The sequence below is a fragment of the Streptomyces sp. OfavH-34-F genome, assembly GCF_022347745.1.
Taxonomy (GTDB): Bacteria; Actinomycetota; Actinomycetes; order Streptomycetales; family Streptomycetaceae; genus Streptomyces.
The window spans coordinates 16,491-32,717 of the sequence record NZ_JAKRGC010000035.1 but is presented as its reverse complement, the minus strand read 5'-3'; the positions used below and the strand labels follow the sequence as shown (position 1 = coordinate 32,717).

The following is a 16,227-nucleotide window of genomic DNA, read 5'->3' as shown; positions in this document are numbered from 1 at the left end:
GCCCCTGCGCGTCGGGATCCCGCTGGGGGAGGAACGCGGTGCGTTTCTCCCGGTCCCGCATGGCCGTGCGGACCCGGGTGCGGGGCACCGGGGCGGCGCAGCGGGCGCTGATGACGGCACAGGCGGCGAGCGCGGTGCCGGCGGCCGCGGTGGCGGCGAGCGCGACGGCGGCGGAGAGGGTGCCGCCCTCGGCGAGCAGCACCTCGGTGAGCAGCAGGAGCAGCAGCCCGGCGGGGCGCAGGAGGCGGGAGAGACCGTCGCGTACGCGACGCATGGCATCGGTGTCCATGGACGGTTCCCCCTCTCCGGATCGCTGCGGCCGGTCCGTCCGTTATACACGACGCACCGGCGCCGTCAATGTGCGTTGACGGCCGGCTCGTCCCGGGCCAGCACCTCCTCGTCCGGCCGCGGATCGTGCTCGCGCGGCCCCGCGTACGTCACCGCCAGCGCGACGGCGAGGTTGGCGGCGAGGGCGACGATGCCGGCGTTGACGCCCCACACCGGGTCGTTGTCCGTGAACACGAACCCGCACACCGCGCCCACCCCGGCGACGAGCCCGCTCAGCGCCCCGAGCAGCGTCAGCCGCCGCCACACCAGCCCCAGCAGCACCATGGGGAGCAGTTGCGCCATGCCCTCGTAGGAGATGAGGGAGAGGCGGACGAGGGTGTTGGGGGCGGTGTACGTGAGCAGCAGCGCGAGGGAGCCCGCGACCACGACGACCAGTTGCGCGGCGCCCTTCTGCCGGCGCTCCCAGCGGGGCACCAGCGAGAGCACGCTGCGGCCCCACATCGTGCCGATGACCAGCATGAACACGGCCATGGGCACGATCGAGGAGAGGGCGGCGGCGACCCCGATGACCCCCACCGACCAGGCGGGCAGCGAGTCGACGACCAGCTCGAACAGGGCCAGGTTGGACTCGGCGCCGGCCAGCCCCGGCACCACGAACAGGGCCGCCATGCCGAGGAGCATCGGGACGAAGAGGAGGACGTTGTAGGCGGGCAGCCACATGGCGTTGCGGCGCAGCACGTCGGCGTTCCGCGCGCCGAGGTAGCCGGCGACGGTGGTCGGGAAGATCACGACGGTGAGCGAGTTGAGGAACGAGGTGGTGATGAACCACGCCTGGCCGAGGCCGCTGTCGCCGTGGCCGGGCAGGGTCAGCCAGTCGCGCTTCTCGGTGACGAGCCGGTCGAGGAAGGGCCCGTAGCCGTCGAAGTAGTGCAGGGGCACGTACACCGCGAGGAATCCGAGCGTGACGATCACCAGCAGGTCCTTCAGCACCGACACCCAGGCGCTGCCGCGCAGCCCGCTGACGACGACGAACCCGGTGGTGACGGCGAAGGCGATGAAGTAGGCCCAGTTCAGGCTGATGGCGCCGTAGGAGATCGTCGAGACGACGACGCCCATGCCGGTGATCTGGAGCTGGATGTACGGGAGCAGGAACACGGTCGCCAGGACGGCGACGAGCGCGCCGAGCCAGGGCCGCCCGAAGCGGTGCGCCACCATGTCGGTGATCCCGACGAGCCCGTGCTCGCGCGCGTACGCCCACAGCAGCGGCCCGACGACGTAGCCGAGCGCGTAACCGCAGGACATGTAGGCGACGACGTAGAGGACGGGCGCGCCGTAGTTGTAGCCCCAGCCCGCGGCGCCGAGGTAGCTGAAGCTGGTGTAGCCCTCGCCGGCCATCAGCACCCAGATGAAGACCGTGCCCAGGCTGCGCCCGCCCACCGACCACTCGGCGAGCCCGCCGCCCTCACCGCCGCGCCGGCCGCGTACGGCGAGCAGCCCGAGGGCGACGGTGGCGACCATGAAGACCCCGAAGACGGAGGTCGCGACGGTGGCGTTCACCGGCGGTCACCCCGCCGGGCCAGCCATACGGCGACGGGGGTCAGCAGGGTCGCCCCGAGCAGCCAGAGGAAGAGGAACGGCAGCCCGAGAACCACCGGTTCGACCCGGTTCACGAAGGGCAGCGCCCCGAGGTAGAGGACGTAGGGGACCAGCAACCACAGCAACTGCGGACGTCGTCTGAGCACGTCGGAGAACCTTACGGGCCGGGGCGGGCAGTGGGCGTCCGGGCCCGGACCGGCGCGGCGCGCGTGGCGTGCGCGGCGGGTGGGCCGGGCGGTGGGCCCGGTGGGTGGGCCCGGTTCCCCACCTGTGGACAAGCCCCCCATCCCGGGCCCGTACAGCAGTACGGTGTGGTCCATGCGCCCCGACACTCCTGCCGACCACATCACCGAAGCCGAGCGTCTGCTCCGCACCGCGGCGCAGTACCCCGAGGACCACGAACCGCTCCTCCTCCAGGCGGCGGCCCACCTGGAACTCGCCGGCGAACGCGCCCGCGCCGCGACGCTCTACGACGAACTCCTCAACGCACCCGGCACCGAGCACCCGCAGCTGGTGAAGGCGCTCAGCGCCGCCAACCTCTGGGAGTACGGCCACGAGGCGGAGGCCCGCGCGCTCATCGACGGCGTGCGCGTGGCGGCCCCGCAGGAGGCCGCGCCCTGGGAGATCGCGGCCGAGACGCTGGAGGCCCACGACGAGCTGGAAGCGGCCCACGACCTGTTCTCCACGGCCCTGCGGCTGCTGATCGCGCCCGGCGAGGACGTGCCGTACGCCACCCAGTCGCTGCTCACCGGCCGCCACCGGGTGCGCAGGCTGATGGGCGCCGCGCACGACGCCTGGGACGAGCTGGCCGACACGCTGCACACGGCGGCCGTCCCGCTGGACGAGCTGCACGACCCGAAACGCCTGTGGGCGCTCGGCTCGTCGGACCCGGGCGAGCTGCGCGCCGAGATCACCCGGCTCCGCGCCGAACTGGGCACGTACCGCACGGCGTTGTCGCGCCCGTTCCCGGTGGCGGTGCTGCACTGGCCGGCGGACGAGCTGCGCGAACTGCTCACCGCCTACCCGGGCCTGGGCAGCGAGTACACCTCGCACCCGGACCACCTGGCGCGGCTGGAGAGCGCGCTGCGCGACCTCCAGGCGGCGGGCACCCCGAACCTGGGCATCGTCACCGGCACGGTCCCCTCCTACGAGGCCTTCGCCGCCTCGGAGGCCGCCTCCCCGGCCGACCCGGACCTGCTTCCCCAGTACGCCACCACCCTGGCCGCCCGCGGCCGGGCGGTCCCCTGGCCGCCACCGAAGAGCGGGGCGTGCTGGTGCGGCTCGGGCGAGTCGTACCGGGAGTGCCACGGCGGGCGGGTGGGCTGACGGACATGCCCGCACTGCAGCGCCTGCGCGCCGACCACGCCCCCGCCGTCCTCGCCTTCGAGGAGGCCAACCGCGCCTTCTTCGCCGCCTCCGTCCCGGACCGCGGCGACGCCTACTTCACCGACTTCCCGGCCCGCCACGCCGCCCTGCTCGCCGAACAGGAGGCGGGCACCAGCCACTTCCACGTCCTGGTCGCGGAGGACACCGGCGAGGTGCTGGGCCGCTTCAACCTGGTGGACGTCTGCGACGGCGCCGCCGAACTCGGCTTCCGCGTCGCGGAGAAGGCCGCCGGCCGGGGCCTGGCCACCGCCACGGTCCACCACCTCTTCGGCCTGTGCCGCACCACGTACGCCCTGACCACCCTCCACGCCCGCGCCACCCTCGCCAACGCCGCCTCCCGCACGGTCCTGCGCCACACGGGCTTCGTGGCGACGGGCGAGGAGGTCGACCTCGACGGCGAACGCGGCCTGGCGTTCGTACGGGAACTGGGAGCGGGGCACCGGGAGGGGTGACCGGGGCGTTTGTCACCGGGATTCCCGGCTGTCCCACCTTTGCAATACCATCACATCCCATCTAGTCATCAGGGCCGCGCCTCACCACCCAGGTCCCAGCTCTGTGTGCGCGAGGAAGGCTCCATGGCCCCGTACCAGCCCTCTGCCGACTGGCAGTTCGAGGTCCCCACCACCGGTGCCAAGCGGCTCCCGCCCGCCGCCCGGTACGTCGAGTCGCTGACCCACCAGGGGTACGGGTTCGAGGCGGCCATCGCCGACCTCGTCGACAACTCCATCGACGCGGGCGCCCGCAACGTCGTCGTCAGCCTGCTGCGGGACGACGACCGGCTGGTGAGCCTGCTCGTCATAGACGACGGCTGCGGCATGGACGACGAGGCGCTGGACACCGCGATGACGGTGGGCGGCCGGCAGGGCTACGGGGAGGACGCGCTCGGCCACTTCGGCGCCGGGCTCAAGGCGGCCTCCCTGTCCCACGCCGGCTCGCTCACCGTCATCAGCCGCACCAAGCGCAGCCCGTCCACCGGCCGGCGCTGGCTGACCGCCCGCGCCCAGGCCGACTTCAGCTGCGACATCGTCGACGCGAGCTACTGCCAGGACCTCGTCGACCGCTACGACGGCGTCATCCAGTGGCACGGCACGATCGTGCGCTGGGACCGGGTCCGGGCCTTCGAGACCATCACCGCCGGGCAGACCGACCGCTATCTCAACGACGCCATCGAGAAGCTGGAGACGCACCTCGGGCTCTACCTCCACCGCTTCCTGGCCCGCGACGGCTTCAACATCGACATCGTCGTGGAGGACGTACGGACCAGGGAGGAGCTGGACCACCGGGGCGTCGAGCCGATCGATCCGTTCGGCTACCGGGTGCCCGGCCGGGCCGGCTACCCCCGTACGTACACCGCGCCGGTCGAGGGCGTCGGCGAGGTCGCGCTGACCGCGCACATCTGGCCGCCGAAGTCGCCGCTGGTCAGCTTCCGGGGCATCGGACCGCTCGCCAAGCGCCAGGGCTTCTACATCTACCGCAACGACCGCCTCGTCCAGGCGGGCGGCTGGAACGGCACCCGCAGCCCGGAGGGCCACCTCGCGCTCGCCCGGATCGCCGTCGATCTGCCGTCCGGCCCGAATGACGTCTTCAACCTCACCGTGAAGAAGGACGGCGTCACGGTCACCCCGGCGTTCGCGCGCGGCCTGGAGCGGGCCGAGGACGGCTCGGGCCACACCTTCGCCGCGTACGTGCAGGAGGCCGCGCTCACCTACCGGGAGGCCGCCCGGCGCGCCACCGAACCGCAGCGCAAGGCCGTCCTGCCGGCGGGCAAGGGGATGGACCCGAAGCTGCGGCGCACCCTGCGCGACGAGCTGCCGGAGCTGGAGGGCGAGGACCCGATCGCGTTCCGCTGGGACAGCCTGCCGCCGGACGTGTTCTTCGAGCTGGACCGCGAGCGGCGAGAGGTCCGGCTCAACCGGGAGTACCGGCAGGTGCTGAACGGCGGCCGGCGCGGCGGGCTGAACGACGCGCCGGTGATCAAGAGCATGCTCTACCTGATGGTCAACGAGATCTTCCAGAAGGAACGGGTCCGGGCCGTCCACACCGACAACGTGGCGCTGTGGAACAGCGTCCTGGTCACGGCGGCGCGCTGCGAGATGGAGCGCTGAGCCCTCACCCCTCCGCTCCGTACGCCTCCGTCCCCCGCCCTCGCCGCCCCCGTGCCCGTGCCGATCCGAGAGAGCCACCCCGTCATGACCGACCACCTGTTCACCCTGCACGCCGACGTGCTGGCCGCGATGCGCCGGGGGCCCAGGCCCTTCGCGAAGCTGGTCTTCGTGCTCTCCGAGGACGAGGAGCCCGCCGACACCACGTTCTCCCACTTCCAGGACCGGGTGCTGGCCGCCGACCCGGGCGACGGGCTGATCGCGCTGTGGCACCGCACCCTGACCGCCTGGGACCTGGCCGAGCAGGCCGACTGGTCCCCGGCACCGCCCCGTACGGACGCGCGCCGCGCGGACGCGTACGACCGGCTGGGCCTGCCCGCCGGGCTCCGCAAGGCGCTGGACAGCGCGGTCCCGGTGTTCAAGGAGCCCGGACCGGCCGTCATCAGCAAGGAGTTCACCTCCTGGTACTCGCGGGACACCGCCGCCGCCCGCTCGTTCTACTGGAGCGCCTACGAGCGGCTGCTGCGCGCCAAGGGCTGGTCGGACGCGGCGGTCTCCGGTCTCGACGAGGCGAGCCACGCCGTGGTCGAGCGCCTCTCCGACCCCACCCGCCCCGAGGCGTACGGAGCGCGCGGCTTGGTCGTCGGCTACGTCCAGTCGGGCAAGACCGCCAACTTCACCGGGGTCACCGCCAAGGCCATCGACGCCGGGTACCGCCTGGTCATCGTCCTCGGCGGCACGCTGAACCTGCTGCGGGGCCAGACCCAGCGCCGGCTCGACATGGAGCTGATCGGCCAGGAGAACATCCTGCGCGGCGCGGACCCGGCCGACCCGGACGCCCTGGTCGGCATCGACTACCAGGAGGACGCGGACTGGCCGGAGAAGTTCGTCAGCCACGGCGGCCGGCCCTCCGCCCTCGGCGCCTTCGACATCGAGCGCCTCACCACCCGCGACAACGACTACAAGAGCCTGCTCAACGGCATCCGCGCCCTCGAATTCGAGAAGCAGTCCCGCACCGAGCCGCTGTACGCCCCGGCCAACCTGCACCACGCGGCGGCCCGGATCATGGTCGTGAAGAAGAACAAGTCCGTCCTGGACAAGCTGATCAACGACCTCAGGAAGATCGGCCCGATCCTCTCCGAGATCCCCGCGCTGATCATCGACGACGAGTCGGACCAGGCGTCCGTCAACACGACGGACCCGAAGAAGTGGGAGGAGGGCAAGGTCACCCGTACGGCCATCAACGGCCAGATCTCCCAGCTGCTCGGCCTGCTGCCGCGCGCCCAGTACGTCGGCTACACCGCGACCCCCTTCGCCAACGTCTTCGTCGACCCGGGCGACAGCGAGGACATCTTCCCGCGCGACTTCCTGATCTCGCTCCCCCGCCCGACCGGCTACATGGGCGTCCAGGACTTCCACGACCTCGACGGCGACGAGGGCACCGCCGAGGAGACGCACGTCCGCGGCATCCACCAGGACACCGGCGACCGCCTCCAGGAGGCCCTCGACGCCTTCGTCCTCACGGGCGCGCTCAAGCTCTACCGGGCGGACCGGGGCGTGCCGGAGGGGCCGTTCCGCCACCACACGATGCTCGTCCACGAGTCGGTGCGCATGGCCGAGCACACGGCCCTGGCCCTGCGCATCAGCACCCTGTGGCACCAGGCCGCGTACACGAGCCACGCGGGCCACGACCGGCTGGCCGCGCTCTTCGCCGCCGACTTCCACCGCTTCGCCGACCCGGAGCTGCCCACGCCGGACTCGTACGAGGAGCTGCGCGCGTACGTCTCGCGCGCCCGCCAGCTGATCAACGCCGGCGGCACCCCCGTCCTGGTCGTCAACGGCGACACCGAACGCGACTACGACCAGCCCGACCTCGACTTCGAGCGCACCCCGCACGTGTGGAAGATCCTCGTCGGCGGCACCAAGCTCTCCCGTGGCTTCACGGTCGAGGGCCTGACGGTCACGTACTACCGCCGCACCACCCAGCAGGCCGACACCCTGATGCAGATGGGCCGCTGGTTCGGCTTCCGCCCCGGCTACCGCGACCTGGTCCGCCTCTACATCGGCCGCGAGGAACCGGTCGGCAAGACGAGGACGGTCGACCTGTACGAGGCCTTCGAGGCGATCTGCCGCGACGAAGAAACGTTCCGCGCCCAGCTGTCCCGCTACGCCACCCTGGTGGACGGCAAACCCCAGGTCACCCCGGCCCAGATCCCCCCGCTCGTCTCCCAGCACCTGGCCTGGATCAAGCCCTCGGCCCGCAACAAGATGTTCAACGCGGAACTGGTCGAGATCCGCTCCCCCGGCCAGTGGGTCGAACCGACGGCGTACCCGGTGGCCACGCCGGACCTCCGGGCGAACACGGAGGCGTGGGGGGCGGCGCTGGGGGCGTTGGGCGAGGACCTTTCCGTGTTCGTCACCCTGTCCGACAGCGACCGGGGCGGCTTCACCCGATACCCGGCCCGGACGGCGGTTCTCGGCCACACCCAGCTGCTGGAGATCATGAGCCGTCTCGCGTGGGGCCGCCCGGACCTCTTCGCACCGCACCTGGCCTATCTGCGGGACGCGAGCGACGCCGGCTGCGCCACGGACGACTGGGCGCTGATCCTTCCCCAGACGTCCGGGCCGACGAGCGTGTCCGCCAGCATTCTCGGCAGTCAGCCCGTGACGCTCGTGCAGCGCAAGCGGAACGCCCGGGGCGTCTTCAACCGCATCTCCGGTGTGGCCCACCGCCAGTCCGCCGAACGTATCGCCGGCCTCCGCGCGCTGAGCGACGACGACCCGTTCGCCACCCAGCTTCACCGCCCGCGCAGGGGAGCCGTGCTCCTGTATCCCGTGGTCGAGCCCGGCACCGGAAGTCCGGAAGATCTCGTGACGGGCGGCTGTATCGACCCCGGCAAGGTCGTTCTGGCCGCGGCGTTCATCCCGGCGGCGGGCCCGGCGGGCAAGCCGGTACCCTACGTTCGCTTCCGGGCGGTCGACTCGTCCCGGCCCGACGAAGCCACCATCGAAGTCCCGTGAGCTGACTTCTGCCGTACGTGACCTTGGAGTGACCCTGGTGTCTGAGCCCGCAGACTGGACCCCGCCAGAAGGCTCGTGGGCCTCGTCTGCGGCGCGCCGCCGGAACATGCAGGCGATCCGCAGCCGGGACACCAAGCCGGAGCGGCTCATCCGCCGGCTCGTGCATGCGAACGGGCTGCGCTATCGCGTGGCCGCCCGGCCCCTGCCGGAGCTGCGCCGGACGGCTGACCTGGTCTTCCGTCCGGCGAAGGTCGCCGTGTTCATCGACGGCTGTTACTGGCACGGCTGTCCGGAGCACTACGTCCCGCCCCGGACGAACTCCGGCTACTGGTCAGACAAGGTGGCCGGGAACGTGGCCCGGGACCGCGACACTGACAGGCGTCTGGCCGAGGCCGGATGGACGGTGCTGCGGTTCTGGGAGCACGAGGACTCAGACGTGTGCGCCCTCAAGATCGTCAGCACGGTCCGCGACCGCCGGCGCCGCCTGGCCGGGTAGGGCCCCCGCGGACTCGGCCTTGCGGCGGTCGCGCTCATGGGCGGCACGCAGGACGTCCGCGATGGCCTTGCCCACAGCGGCGGCGACCGGGGGCGGAAACGCGTTCCCAACCTGCCGGTACTGCGCGGTCTTGCCTCCGGAGAACTTCCAGTTCGACGGGAACCCCTGGATGATCGCGGCCTGCTCGACCGTGAGCATGGGGCCCGTCTCCCGGAAGAGGTCCCGGTCCTGGGTCTGCTTGCGCACGCTCTCCTCGTGCGAGTTGGCCACGCCTACGCCGGTGACGCCCAGGTCGCGCCATGCGGCCTTCGCGCGGCTCGGACCGAGATCGGCTCCGCCGTGCTTCTTGGAACCGCCCACCAGCGTGGGGGCGATCCCGAGATCCTTCTTCTGTTCGGCCTTCCGCGCCTCTTCTTCCCACTTCTCCAGGCGCTTCGCCGCCAGAACCGCGATCTCTCCGCCCATGGCCAGGTAGGGCGCGTACCGGGCCTTCATCGACTCCCTGAGCGCCTGGTACACGCTCACCGGGCTTCCGGTGGCCGTCGGCCATACGAACTTCAGATCACCGAGCACATCCTTGCGGATGGCCACCAGAACGGCCCTGGGGCGCAGCTGGGGGACACCGAAGTCGCTGGCCTCCAGCACCTCCCACTCGCAGACCTGGTAGCCGAGCCCTTCGAAGTCCTCAACGATGCCGGTGACGGGGTGGGTGGCCCAGCCTCCCTGGAGACGCGCTTCGATATAGGTGCGATACTCCTCGAATTTCGCATCCTTGATACCGCGCACATTCTCGATCATCACGGCTTCGGGCCGCAGTTCATCGGCAAGCTCAAGAATGCGCGGAAAAAGGTCACGCTCATCGTCTTTTCCGAGCTGCTTTCCGGCATGCGAGAAGGGCGGACACGGGACGCCTCCCGCGAGGAGGTGCAGCTCACCCTTGGCCAGCGGCCTTCCCAGATACTTCTGCGCCTTTTTCAGGTCGGTTTCGCGACTGTTCCCGGAAGCGAGGGGAACGAAGTGGTTGACGTCTCCGGAAATCACATCGCAGTAGTCGCGCTCCCAGCTCCACTCGCCCAGGGAGGCGATGTTCTGCTGGAGCGTCTGCGCCGCGTAGGCGTCGATCTCCACGAGCGCCAGGTGCTTGAAGCCGGCCTGATGGAGACCGATGGCCTGCCCTCCAGCCCCCGCGCAGATCTCGATCGAGGTCAGCACGTCGTCGCTGGGACCCATCGGCTCCGGTCTCCTTTTCCTGCGTTCAGCGTTCACGTCTCGCCGGACCAGAACAGGCCATGTCGACAGGCAAGACTCGGAGAGCCTACCTGGCCGCAGCCCGCTGAGGCGTGTGCTCCAGCACAGCCCCGGTGGCCAGGCTCCGCGCTCCGGGTCCGCGCTCCGGGTCCGCCACCATCCGGCACAGAGAACAGCATATTCGAACAAGTGATCTAGTGTGACCTGATCGCAGGCGTCGATGACACCGGCTGGCAGTTCCAGACCGGCCGCCGGGGCAGCCACCCGTCCGGCACCGGCCGCCACCGGTCCGCGAGCAGCCCCGGCGCCAGAGCATGGCCGGGCACCACCAGCCGGACCGATTCCCACCGGCCGTGCGACGCCTGGTCGGCGGGCACGGAGGAGTGGAGCCACGCCCGGTCGACGGTGGCGACATGCACCGCCTGTCCGCCGCCCCCGACGAGCACGGCGGCGAGGCACCACCACCTGTCCCCCGCCATCACCTCGTACTCGTGACGTGTCAGGTGGATCACCAGGCGGGTCGGGTCCGTGGTCGACTTGACCTCGATGTGAGCCCGTTCATCGGCGGACCGGGCAGCCTGTATGTCGTAGCCGTACGCGTCAGACTCCGCGGCCACATGCCTGACGTGGGGCACCCCGCCCTCGCGGAGCAGCCCGAGCAGTGCCCGTTCGCCTGCGGCCCCCACCGCCCTCCGGGCCTCCTCCGCCGCCCGGCTCCACACCACCTGGGGCACCGGCGCGGGCCCTCCGCTGTCCGTCGCCTCGCTCTCGCTGAGGTCCACGAGGGGCCGGCCTGCCGAGGTCACCATTCCGGCGCGCCTCAGCCAGGCGAGGCCCTCGGCGTACTGGGCCGGTGTGAGATCCGCGTAGCCGGGGTGGTGGGTGAAGAGGGTCCGCACCCGCGGGATTCCGGCCACGCGCAGCTCAGACAGCCAGCGGAGCGCCGCCCGGCGCGTCGCTTCAGTGGGCGGCGACAGCATTGACGTGGTTGAGCAGGGCGCGAACGTCGGCCATGTCCATCCCGGCCGCTCCGGAGGGTTCGTCTTCCAGGTCCGCCAGCTGCTGGACGGCGGGGTCATCCAGGATGCGTCCCATGAACTCCAGCTTCTCCTCCAGCCGCATGGCGACCACCTCGTCGATGGTGCCTTCCACCGCCAGCACGGTGACGCGGGTCTGCGTGTCCGGGGCGAGCCCGAGACGGTGGATGCGGTCCAGGCTCTGCAGGAAACGTCCGGCCATGAAGTCCCGGTCCACGTACACGGCGTCATGGCACACCTGGTGCAGGCTGATGCCCTCCCCGAGGGTCGCCGGGTTGGACAGGAGTACGTGGCAGTCGGGGTCTTCGCGGAACCGCCTGATCTGCTCCTCCCGGTCCGGCGTCCCGCCGTGGACAACCGCTGGCTGGTACGCGCTGAACAGGTGCTCCATGGTGGTGATGCTGCGGACGAAGGTCGTCCACACCAGGGTCTTGCGCCCCATCGCGGCGTTGGTCGCGACGATGTTGAGGGCCTCCTGGTACTTCGGGGACAGCTCGTGCGCCGGCAAGTTGCGCAGGAGCGCGTACAGCGACTCGCCCTCCGGCACGTCGAGCGGCGGCACCTGGTAGATCAGCGGCTCGTAGCGGCTCTCCCCCTCGATGAGCAGCGCCGGGCTGGTGGCCGCCATCAGCAGCCGCAGCATCGCCTTGCCCAGGGCGTCGAATTCATCCCGGGAGGCTTCGGCCCGCGCCGTGAACCGTCCGACCAGCGCGTCGTACACCTCGCGGTGCAGTGCCGGCATCTGCAGGCGCCGGATGCGGGTCTCGAAGGGCGGCAGCCCCAGTTCCTTCTTCGTCGTCCGGGTGAACAGCGGCCGCAGTACGGAACTCGCGTACGCGAGGTCCCCGCCGGCCACCGCCTGGGTCACCACCCGGCGCCCGTGCCCGGGCCAGACGAAGGACAGCAGGTTCTCCAGGTCCCTGGCCCCGTTCGGCGCCGGGGTACCGGTGAGGATGAGACGCCGACGGGTGAGCGGGCCCAGGGCCATGCAGGCACTGCCGTAAGTACCCCTGGCCCCCAGTTTCATCCGGTGCGCCTCATCGAGGATGATCATGGAGGGGGCGCCCCGCAGCCAGTCGGCCAGTGACGCCAGCGACCTGTCCAGGCGCTCGTAGTTGACGATCATGATCTCGGCGCGGTGGTCGGGGTCCTTTCCCATGACCACGGTGCGCGGCGGCTCCTTGAAGCAGAGCCCGCTCTCTGAAAGCCACGACTCGTACGCGGACTTGGGGCTGACCACCAGCAGCCGGCGGACCTTACCGCGCTCGCGCATCGCCGCGTACACCGCCAGTCCGACGCGGGTCTTCCCCGCGCCGGGCACGCTGAAGTTGGCACCGTGCCGGAGCGACAGCAGCCGCGCGATGTCCCGCCGCTGGAACTCCGTGAGCGCCGCGGACCAGTCGGCCCCCAGCGCGGCCTCCACAGCGCTGTCGTCCCACGGCTCGGCGGGACGGGGGGTCTGGAGCTGTTCCTCAGCCCGGTCGGCGTCGTCGAGGACTTCCCCGACCAGGGCACTCAGCTCGTCCGACCACACGACGGAGTCAGGGTGCGGCCAGTCCGCCAGGGCGTCGATGCCTACCAGGAAGTCATCGAGATCCAGCTCCAGGGCCAGGCGCCCGCGCGGGCTGCCGCCGGGGAACCGGGCAGCGAGCCGCGTGAGATCACCGCGGCAGGACTCGCTGGCCCGGAGGAGAGCCCTGGTCCGGGTGACATCGAAGCCGATGTGCAGGGACGATTCGTCAGGCGTCATGGTCACGAGTGGTCCCGCCGTACGGCCTCACGCAGCCACTCGACGCCCTCGCCGGGCACCTCGATGGTCTGAGCCGTGGCCTGGGCCAGCTTCTTGAGCGTGGCCTTCAGCTTGAGCACGGCCTCATCCAGCGCCTCCTCGTCCAGGCTGCGCGCGCCGCTCGCCAGCACCATGTCGGTGATGCACTGCTCGATGTCCTGGCAGGCGTCGTGGAGGCGGTCGGGCGCTGCCTGCTTCCGCTTGCGGACGCGGGCGTCCTTGCCGGCCGGTTCGAGGGCGTCCTCAACCGCCCGGTGCGCCGCGGTGAAGAGCGCGGTGGCCTTCTCCGCCTCGGCTGCGGACACCTTCGTCTGGGACCTGACGACCGCCTTGGCCCGGAGCACCGAGTCGGTGAAGGCGCGGGCCTCGGCGACCTGGGGGGCTTCCGCCTTCACCGCGCGGTTGATGCCCGGAATGACCCGCCCGGAAGCCGCCGCGGGAGCGGGCTTCAGCTCCTCCGGCAGCCGGGTGTCCAGGTAGCGCTTGCGGAAGTCCGATTCGATGAGACGGAGGTCGGTCTTGGAGAAGTTCATCACGATGGCCGCGAGCCGGCTCTCCTTCATCAGTTCCGCCTGCTGCACATCCGTCTTGGCCTGCTTGGCATAGGCGCGGTGCACCTCGCGCAGCCGCTCCTGCGCGTCCTCGAAATCGAGCAGCCGAAGCCGTACGCCAGCCGCCGCCGAACGGTCGCTCAGGTCACGGAGGCAGGACAGCACCCACAAGTCCTGTTCCGCCGTGGACTCCCGGATACGGAACTCCCGGGCGATCTCCTTCAGCGGCCGGCCGGCCTCCACCTGCTCGTCAATGGTGAGCAGCCGGTTGATGTAGGAGTAGGGGCGCCGGGTGTCGTGGCGCAGCTGAAGGGACAGCTCGACACGGTTGATGTCCGCCCAGGTGCAGGAGTCGGGCAGGACCGCCACCCGGATCTCAGCCACACCAAGCTCACGGAGGGCCGCTGCCCTCGTGTTGCCGTTGACCAGAATGCCCTCGCGGGTGATCAGCCCCGGCTCGTTCTGCCGGAAATCTTCGAGGCTCTGCTTCAGCGCGTCGAAGTCCTTGTCCCGCTTGGAAGGGTCGGAGGGCTCAGCCTTGAGGAGGAAATCGAGGTAATCCTGGCTTTCGTCGCTCCACGGGTCTTCGTCAAGCTGGCGGTCCAGGCGCGCGTCAAAGCTGCGCTGCGCACGGATACGGTGCGTTCCGGGGTTGTAGTAAAGCGAGTCCACCGGCATGTCGATGACCTGCACCACCTGCGGCTGCGTACGCCACTCAATGGTCAGGGTCTCCTGCAGACCACCGCCGCCCGCCACGTCCCGGAGGCGCTGCTCGACGATTTCCCTGTTCTTGGCGGCATGCGGCGGCAGGCCGAAGTCCCCGGTGCTGTTGCTCACGGTCCGTTCTCCTCTGGCTCAAAGGTTCATCTCAGCTCATGGCGGGGCCGCTGAGGCCGGCGGCCCCGCCATGAGCTGAGAGCGGGTCTCAGACGGTCGGAAGCCCGAGGGCCTTGCGCACCTCGTCGCGGGACTCCGCCGGCAGCGTACGGAAGTCGGCCCAGAGGCGTTCGACGGGGCTGAACTCGCGTTCGTCAGCGGCCACCCAGGCCGTCAGCGTCTGCAGCTGCAGACCGCCGAGCTTGGAGATGCCGTCCAGCACAGCCCCCAGGTCGGCCTCAAGAGAGCGCCCGCCCACACGGCAGCGGTTGCACTCCGCGACGGGCTGCACCGCCGAAGTGCCGCTGGGCAGCTTCACCTTCCGCCGCGCGATGTCGATCTGGGCGGTCTCGAAGGTGTCCGTGTACTCCTGGCCGGGCGTGATGCCGCACGACCGGCAGCGGTGACCGTCGCGGGCCAGGATCTTCCGGCGCTGCGTTTCCGTGAGGGAGGAGCTGCTCTTGGTGGCCTTGCCAGGCTCCCAGACAGGCTGGCCGGGCGCGACGAACCGCTGTTCGCTCTGCCCCAGGGCCGGGTCCTCCCGGTGGGTGTCGATCTTCCAGCCGTAGTCGCGGAGATCGCGGACCCGGCGGTCCGCCTGGCTGATGCCAGGGAATGCGTTCTTGACGTCTTCCTTGGTGAAGACGTTCCCCTCCCCCACCACGGTGAGCAGCCAGAGCGCCGCGCGCTTCATCGTTCCGAGCTTTCCGTTCTGCCATGACGGCAGCGTCATTCGGAGCCCCCTTTGTCAGGTGCATCGCAAATCATGGGTGCCGGGTAGCTGGCACCCCTTGTGAGCACCACCACTGTGGCCGCTCGAAGGGGCCCGCGCCAGGTTCCACAGCGTTTCGAGGGCTTACGGAAAACATCCACACCTTCCCGAAAAGGAACTGGTCAGACAGAATTGACGCTCGTCTGCCGTCCTCAAATGACCAGAAGGTGTGCGTGCCCCGCAATCGGAAGGCCTGGAAAGAGCCGCCGCCCCACATCAACGCCGCCCACCGGGCCCTGGTGAAGGCACTGCGCGAGGTCCGCGAATGCAGTCCGCGCACGCAGGCGGCCATCGCACGAGAGGCCAACCAGGAGCCGACAACCCTCTCAAACCACCTCAACGGTGGCCGCATTCCGGACGAATCGCTTCTGCGGGACTTCTACGCGGTGGTGGAGAAGGACGCTGCGGCGACAGGCGACGGGCCGCTGCCCCACTCTCTGGACGCACTCCTCGAACTCCGCACGCGGGCCAAGAAGAAGCACTGTGACTGCTGCACGGTCGGTCATCCGGCGGCAACCGAGGACTCCGCCGCACAGCAGCAGCCGGCTTCGCCTGCCGCCGCGAATCCGGAGCTGGCACGGACCCGGCGCCTGCGCCAGCACGTGCGGCGGCGGGTATTTTCACAGCGCCCAAAGCCGGGCGGGGTGCCGGTCCCCCCGCGGGAGGGGGACCGGCACCCCGCAGACGCCGTGGAGCTCACCTGGCCGGAAGCCGAGACGATCGCCGCATACCTTGCCGACGGCCGGAATCACGACGCCAGCTTCCTGCTCTGGCAGGCGGGCACCTCCTATGCGGCGGCCGACATCGTCAGCGCTGTCACCTCGTGCCGCATCGCGGGCCTGAACGACGCGGCCGAGGCGATACTGATCAACGTCGCCGAACGCACGGACCGCCAGGCCGTGTTGAACGTGGCGGCGGCCCTGGGTGCCGCCGGCCGGCACGAGGACGTCACCTTCATCCTGGCGGCCGCCATGCGCCCCGCGCCGTGACCGTGAGGCGGGGGGACGGGCGCCTCCGGCGGGCCGGGGCGCACAGCTGGAGCCGCCGCCTGATCCCCCAGCCCGC

The 16,227-nt window shown here is 70.7% G+C and carries 14 protein-coding genes; 6 read left to right on the top strand and 8 right to left on the bottom strand.

Going from position 1 to position 16,227, the window contains the following annotated elements; all coding sequences use genetic code 11:
- From MHW47_RS08885 to MHW47_RS08875, 3 genes are all read right to left on the bottom strand, one after another.
- Positions 1-289 (bottom strand): hypothetical protein (locus MHW47_RS08885; RefSeq protein ID WP_239222095.1); only part of this gene is annotated, 289 nt, incomplete at its 3' end.
- Between the two features lie 65 nt (positions 290-354).
- On the bottom strand, positions 355-1,845 hold the full coding sequence (locus tag MHW47_RS08880; protein WP_239222094.1) for a sodium:solute symporter: 1,491 nt from the start codon (positions 1,843-1,845) through the stop codon (positions 355-357).
- On the bottom strand, positions 1,842-2,000 hold the full coding sequence (locus MHW47_RS08875) for a DUF3311 domain-containing protein (protein ID WP_111331254.1): 159 nt from the start codon (positions 1,998-2,000) through the stop codon (positions 1,842-1,844). Before MHW47_RS08875 ends, MHW47_RS08880 begins: the two co-directional genes overlap by 4 nt.
- Before the next feature lie 202 nt (positions 2,001-2,202).
- On the opposite strand from MHW47_RS08875, the gene MHW47_RS08870 reads away from it, so the two are divergent.
- From MHW47_RS08870 to MHW47_RS08850, 5 genes are all read left to right on the top strand, one after another.
- Positions 2,203-3,210 carry an SEC-C domain-containing protein gene (locus MHW47_RS08870; RefSeq protein WP_239222092.1) on the top strand — a complete coding sequence of 336 codons (1,008 nt, stop codon included), beginning with the start codon at positions 2,203-2,205 and terminating at the stop codon, positions 3,208-3,210.
- Positions 3,211-3,215: 5 nt separating this feature from the next.
- Positions 3,216-3,722 carry a GNAT family N-acetyltransferase gene (locus tag MHW47_RS08865; RefSeq protein ID WP_239222091.1) on the top strand — a complete coding sequence of 169 codons (507 nt, stop codon included), beginning with the start codon at positions 3,216-3,218 and terminating at the stop codon, positions 3,720-3,722.
- Between the two features lie 123 nt (positions 3,723-3,845).
- The gene (locus MHW47_RS08860; RefSeq protein ID WP_239222090.1) at positions 3,846-5,375 is read left to right on the top strand and encodes an ATP-binding protein; all 1,530 of its coding nucleotides are present in this window, start codon (positions 3,846-3,848) and stop codon (positions 5,373-5,375) included.
- Between the two features lie 84 nt (positions 5,376-5,459).
- Positions 5,460-8,393, top strand: a complete 2,934-nt coding sequence (locus MHW47_RS08855; RefSeq protein ID WP_239222089.1) for a Z1 domain-containing protein — start codon at positions 5,460-5,462, stop codon at positions 8,391-8,393.
- A gap of 37 nt (positions 8,394-8,430) precedes the next feature.
- Positions 8,431-8,889, top strand: a complete 459-nt coding sequence (locus tag MHW47_RS08850) for a very short patch repair endonuclease (RefSeq protein ID WP_308381596.1) — start codon at positions 8,431-8,433, stop codon at positions 8,887-8,889.
- Here the strand turns inward: MHW47_RS08850 and MHW47_RS08845 are convergent.
- The 5 genes from MHW47_RS08845 to MHW47_RS08825 form a co-directional block, all read right to left on the bottom strand.
- Positions 8,824-10,119 carry a DNA cytosine methyltransferase gene (locus MHW47_RS08845; protein WP_239222088.1) on the bottom strand — a complete coding sequence of 432 codons (1,296 nt, stop codon included), beginning with the start codon at positions 10,117-10,119 and terminating at the stop codon, positions 8,824-8,826. The genes MHW47_RS08850 and MHW47_RS08845 overlap by 66 nt on opposite strands.
- 212 nt (positions 10,120-10,331) lie before the next feature.
- Positions 10,332-11,054 carry a DUF3883 domain-containing protein gene (locus tag MHW47_RS08840; protein ID WP_239222087.1) on the bottom strand — a complete coding sequence of 241 codons (723 nt, stop codon included), beginning with the start codon at positions 11,052-11,054 and terminating at the stop codon, positions 10,332-10,334.
- 43 nt (positions 11,055-11,097) lie between these two features.
- Positions 11,098-12,924, bottom strand: coding sequence for a DEAD/DEAH box helicase (locus MHW47_RS08835; protein WP_239222086.1), 1,827 nt, complete (start codon positions 12,922-12,924; stop codon positions 11,098-11,100).
- 2 nt (positions 12,925-12,926) lie between these two features.
- Positions 12,927-14,351 (bottom strand): transcriptional regulator, encoded by a 1,425-nt coding sequence (locus MHW47_RS08830; RefSeq protein WP_239222085.1) that lies wholly within the window; start codon positions 14,349-14,351, stop codon positions 12,927-12,929.
- Positions 14,352-14,439: 88 nt separating this feature from the next.
- Complete coding sequence (locus tag MHW47_RS08825; RefSeq protein WP_239222084.1) at positions 14,440-15,123, bottom strand: hypothetical protein; 684 nt, start codon at positions 15,121-15,123, stop codon at positions 14,440-14,442.
- A gap of 212 nt (positions 15,124-15,335) precedes the next feature.
- On the opposite strand from MHW47_RS08825, the gene MHW47_RS08820 reads away from it, so the two are divergent.
- Positions 15,336-16,151, top strand: coding sequence for a hypothetical protein (locus tag MHW47_RS08820; RefSeq protein WP_239222083.1), 816 nt, complete (start codon positions 15,336-15,338; stop codon positions 16,149-16,151).
- The last annotated feature ends 76 nt before the right edge of the window (positions 16,152-16,227 follow it).

Bases quoted from the DNA above. Each gene is read 5' to 3' on its own strand.
- MHW47_RS08870 (WP_239222092.1), top strand. From the start codon at position 2,203: ATGCGCCCCGACACTCCTGCCGACCACATCACCGAAGCCGAGCGTCTG.
- MHW47_RS08865 (WP_239222091.1), top strand. From the start codon at position 3,216: ATGCCCGCACTGCAGCGCCTGCGCGCCGACCACGCCCCCGCCGTCCTC.
- MHW47_RS08860 (WP_239222090.1), top strand. From the start codon at position 3,846: ATGGCCCCGTACCAGCCCTCTGCCGACTGGCAGTTCGAGGTCCCCACC.
- MHW47_RS08855 (WP_239222089.1), top strand. From the start codon at position 5,460: ATGACCGACCACCTGTTCACCCTGCACGCCGACGTGCTGGCCGCGATG.
- MHW47_RS08845 (WP_239222088.1), bottom strand. From the start codon at position 10,119: ATGGGTCCCAGCGACGACGTGCTGACCTCGATCGAGATCTGCGCGGGG.
- MHW47_RS08835 (WP_239222086.1), bottom strand. From the start codon at position 12,924: ATGACGCCTGACGAATCGTCCCTGCACATCGGCTTCGATGTCACCCGG.
- MHW47_RS08825 (WP_239222084.1), bottom strand. From the start codon at position 15,123: ATGACGCTGCCGTCATGGCAGAACGGAAAGCTCGGAACGATGAAGCGC.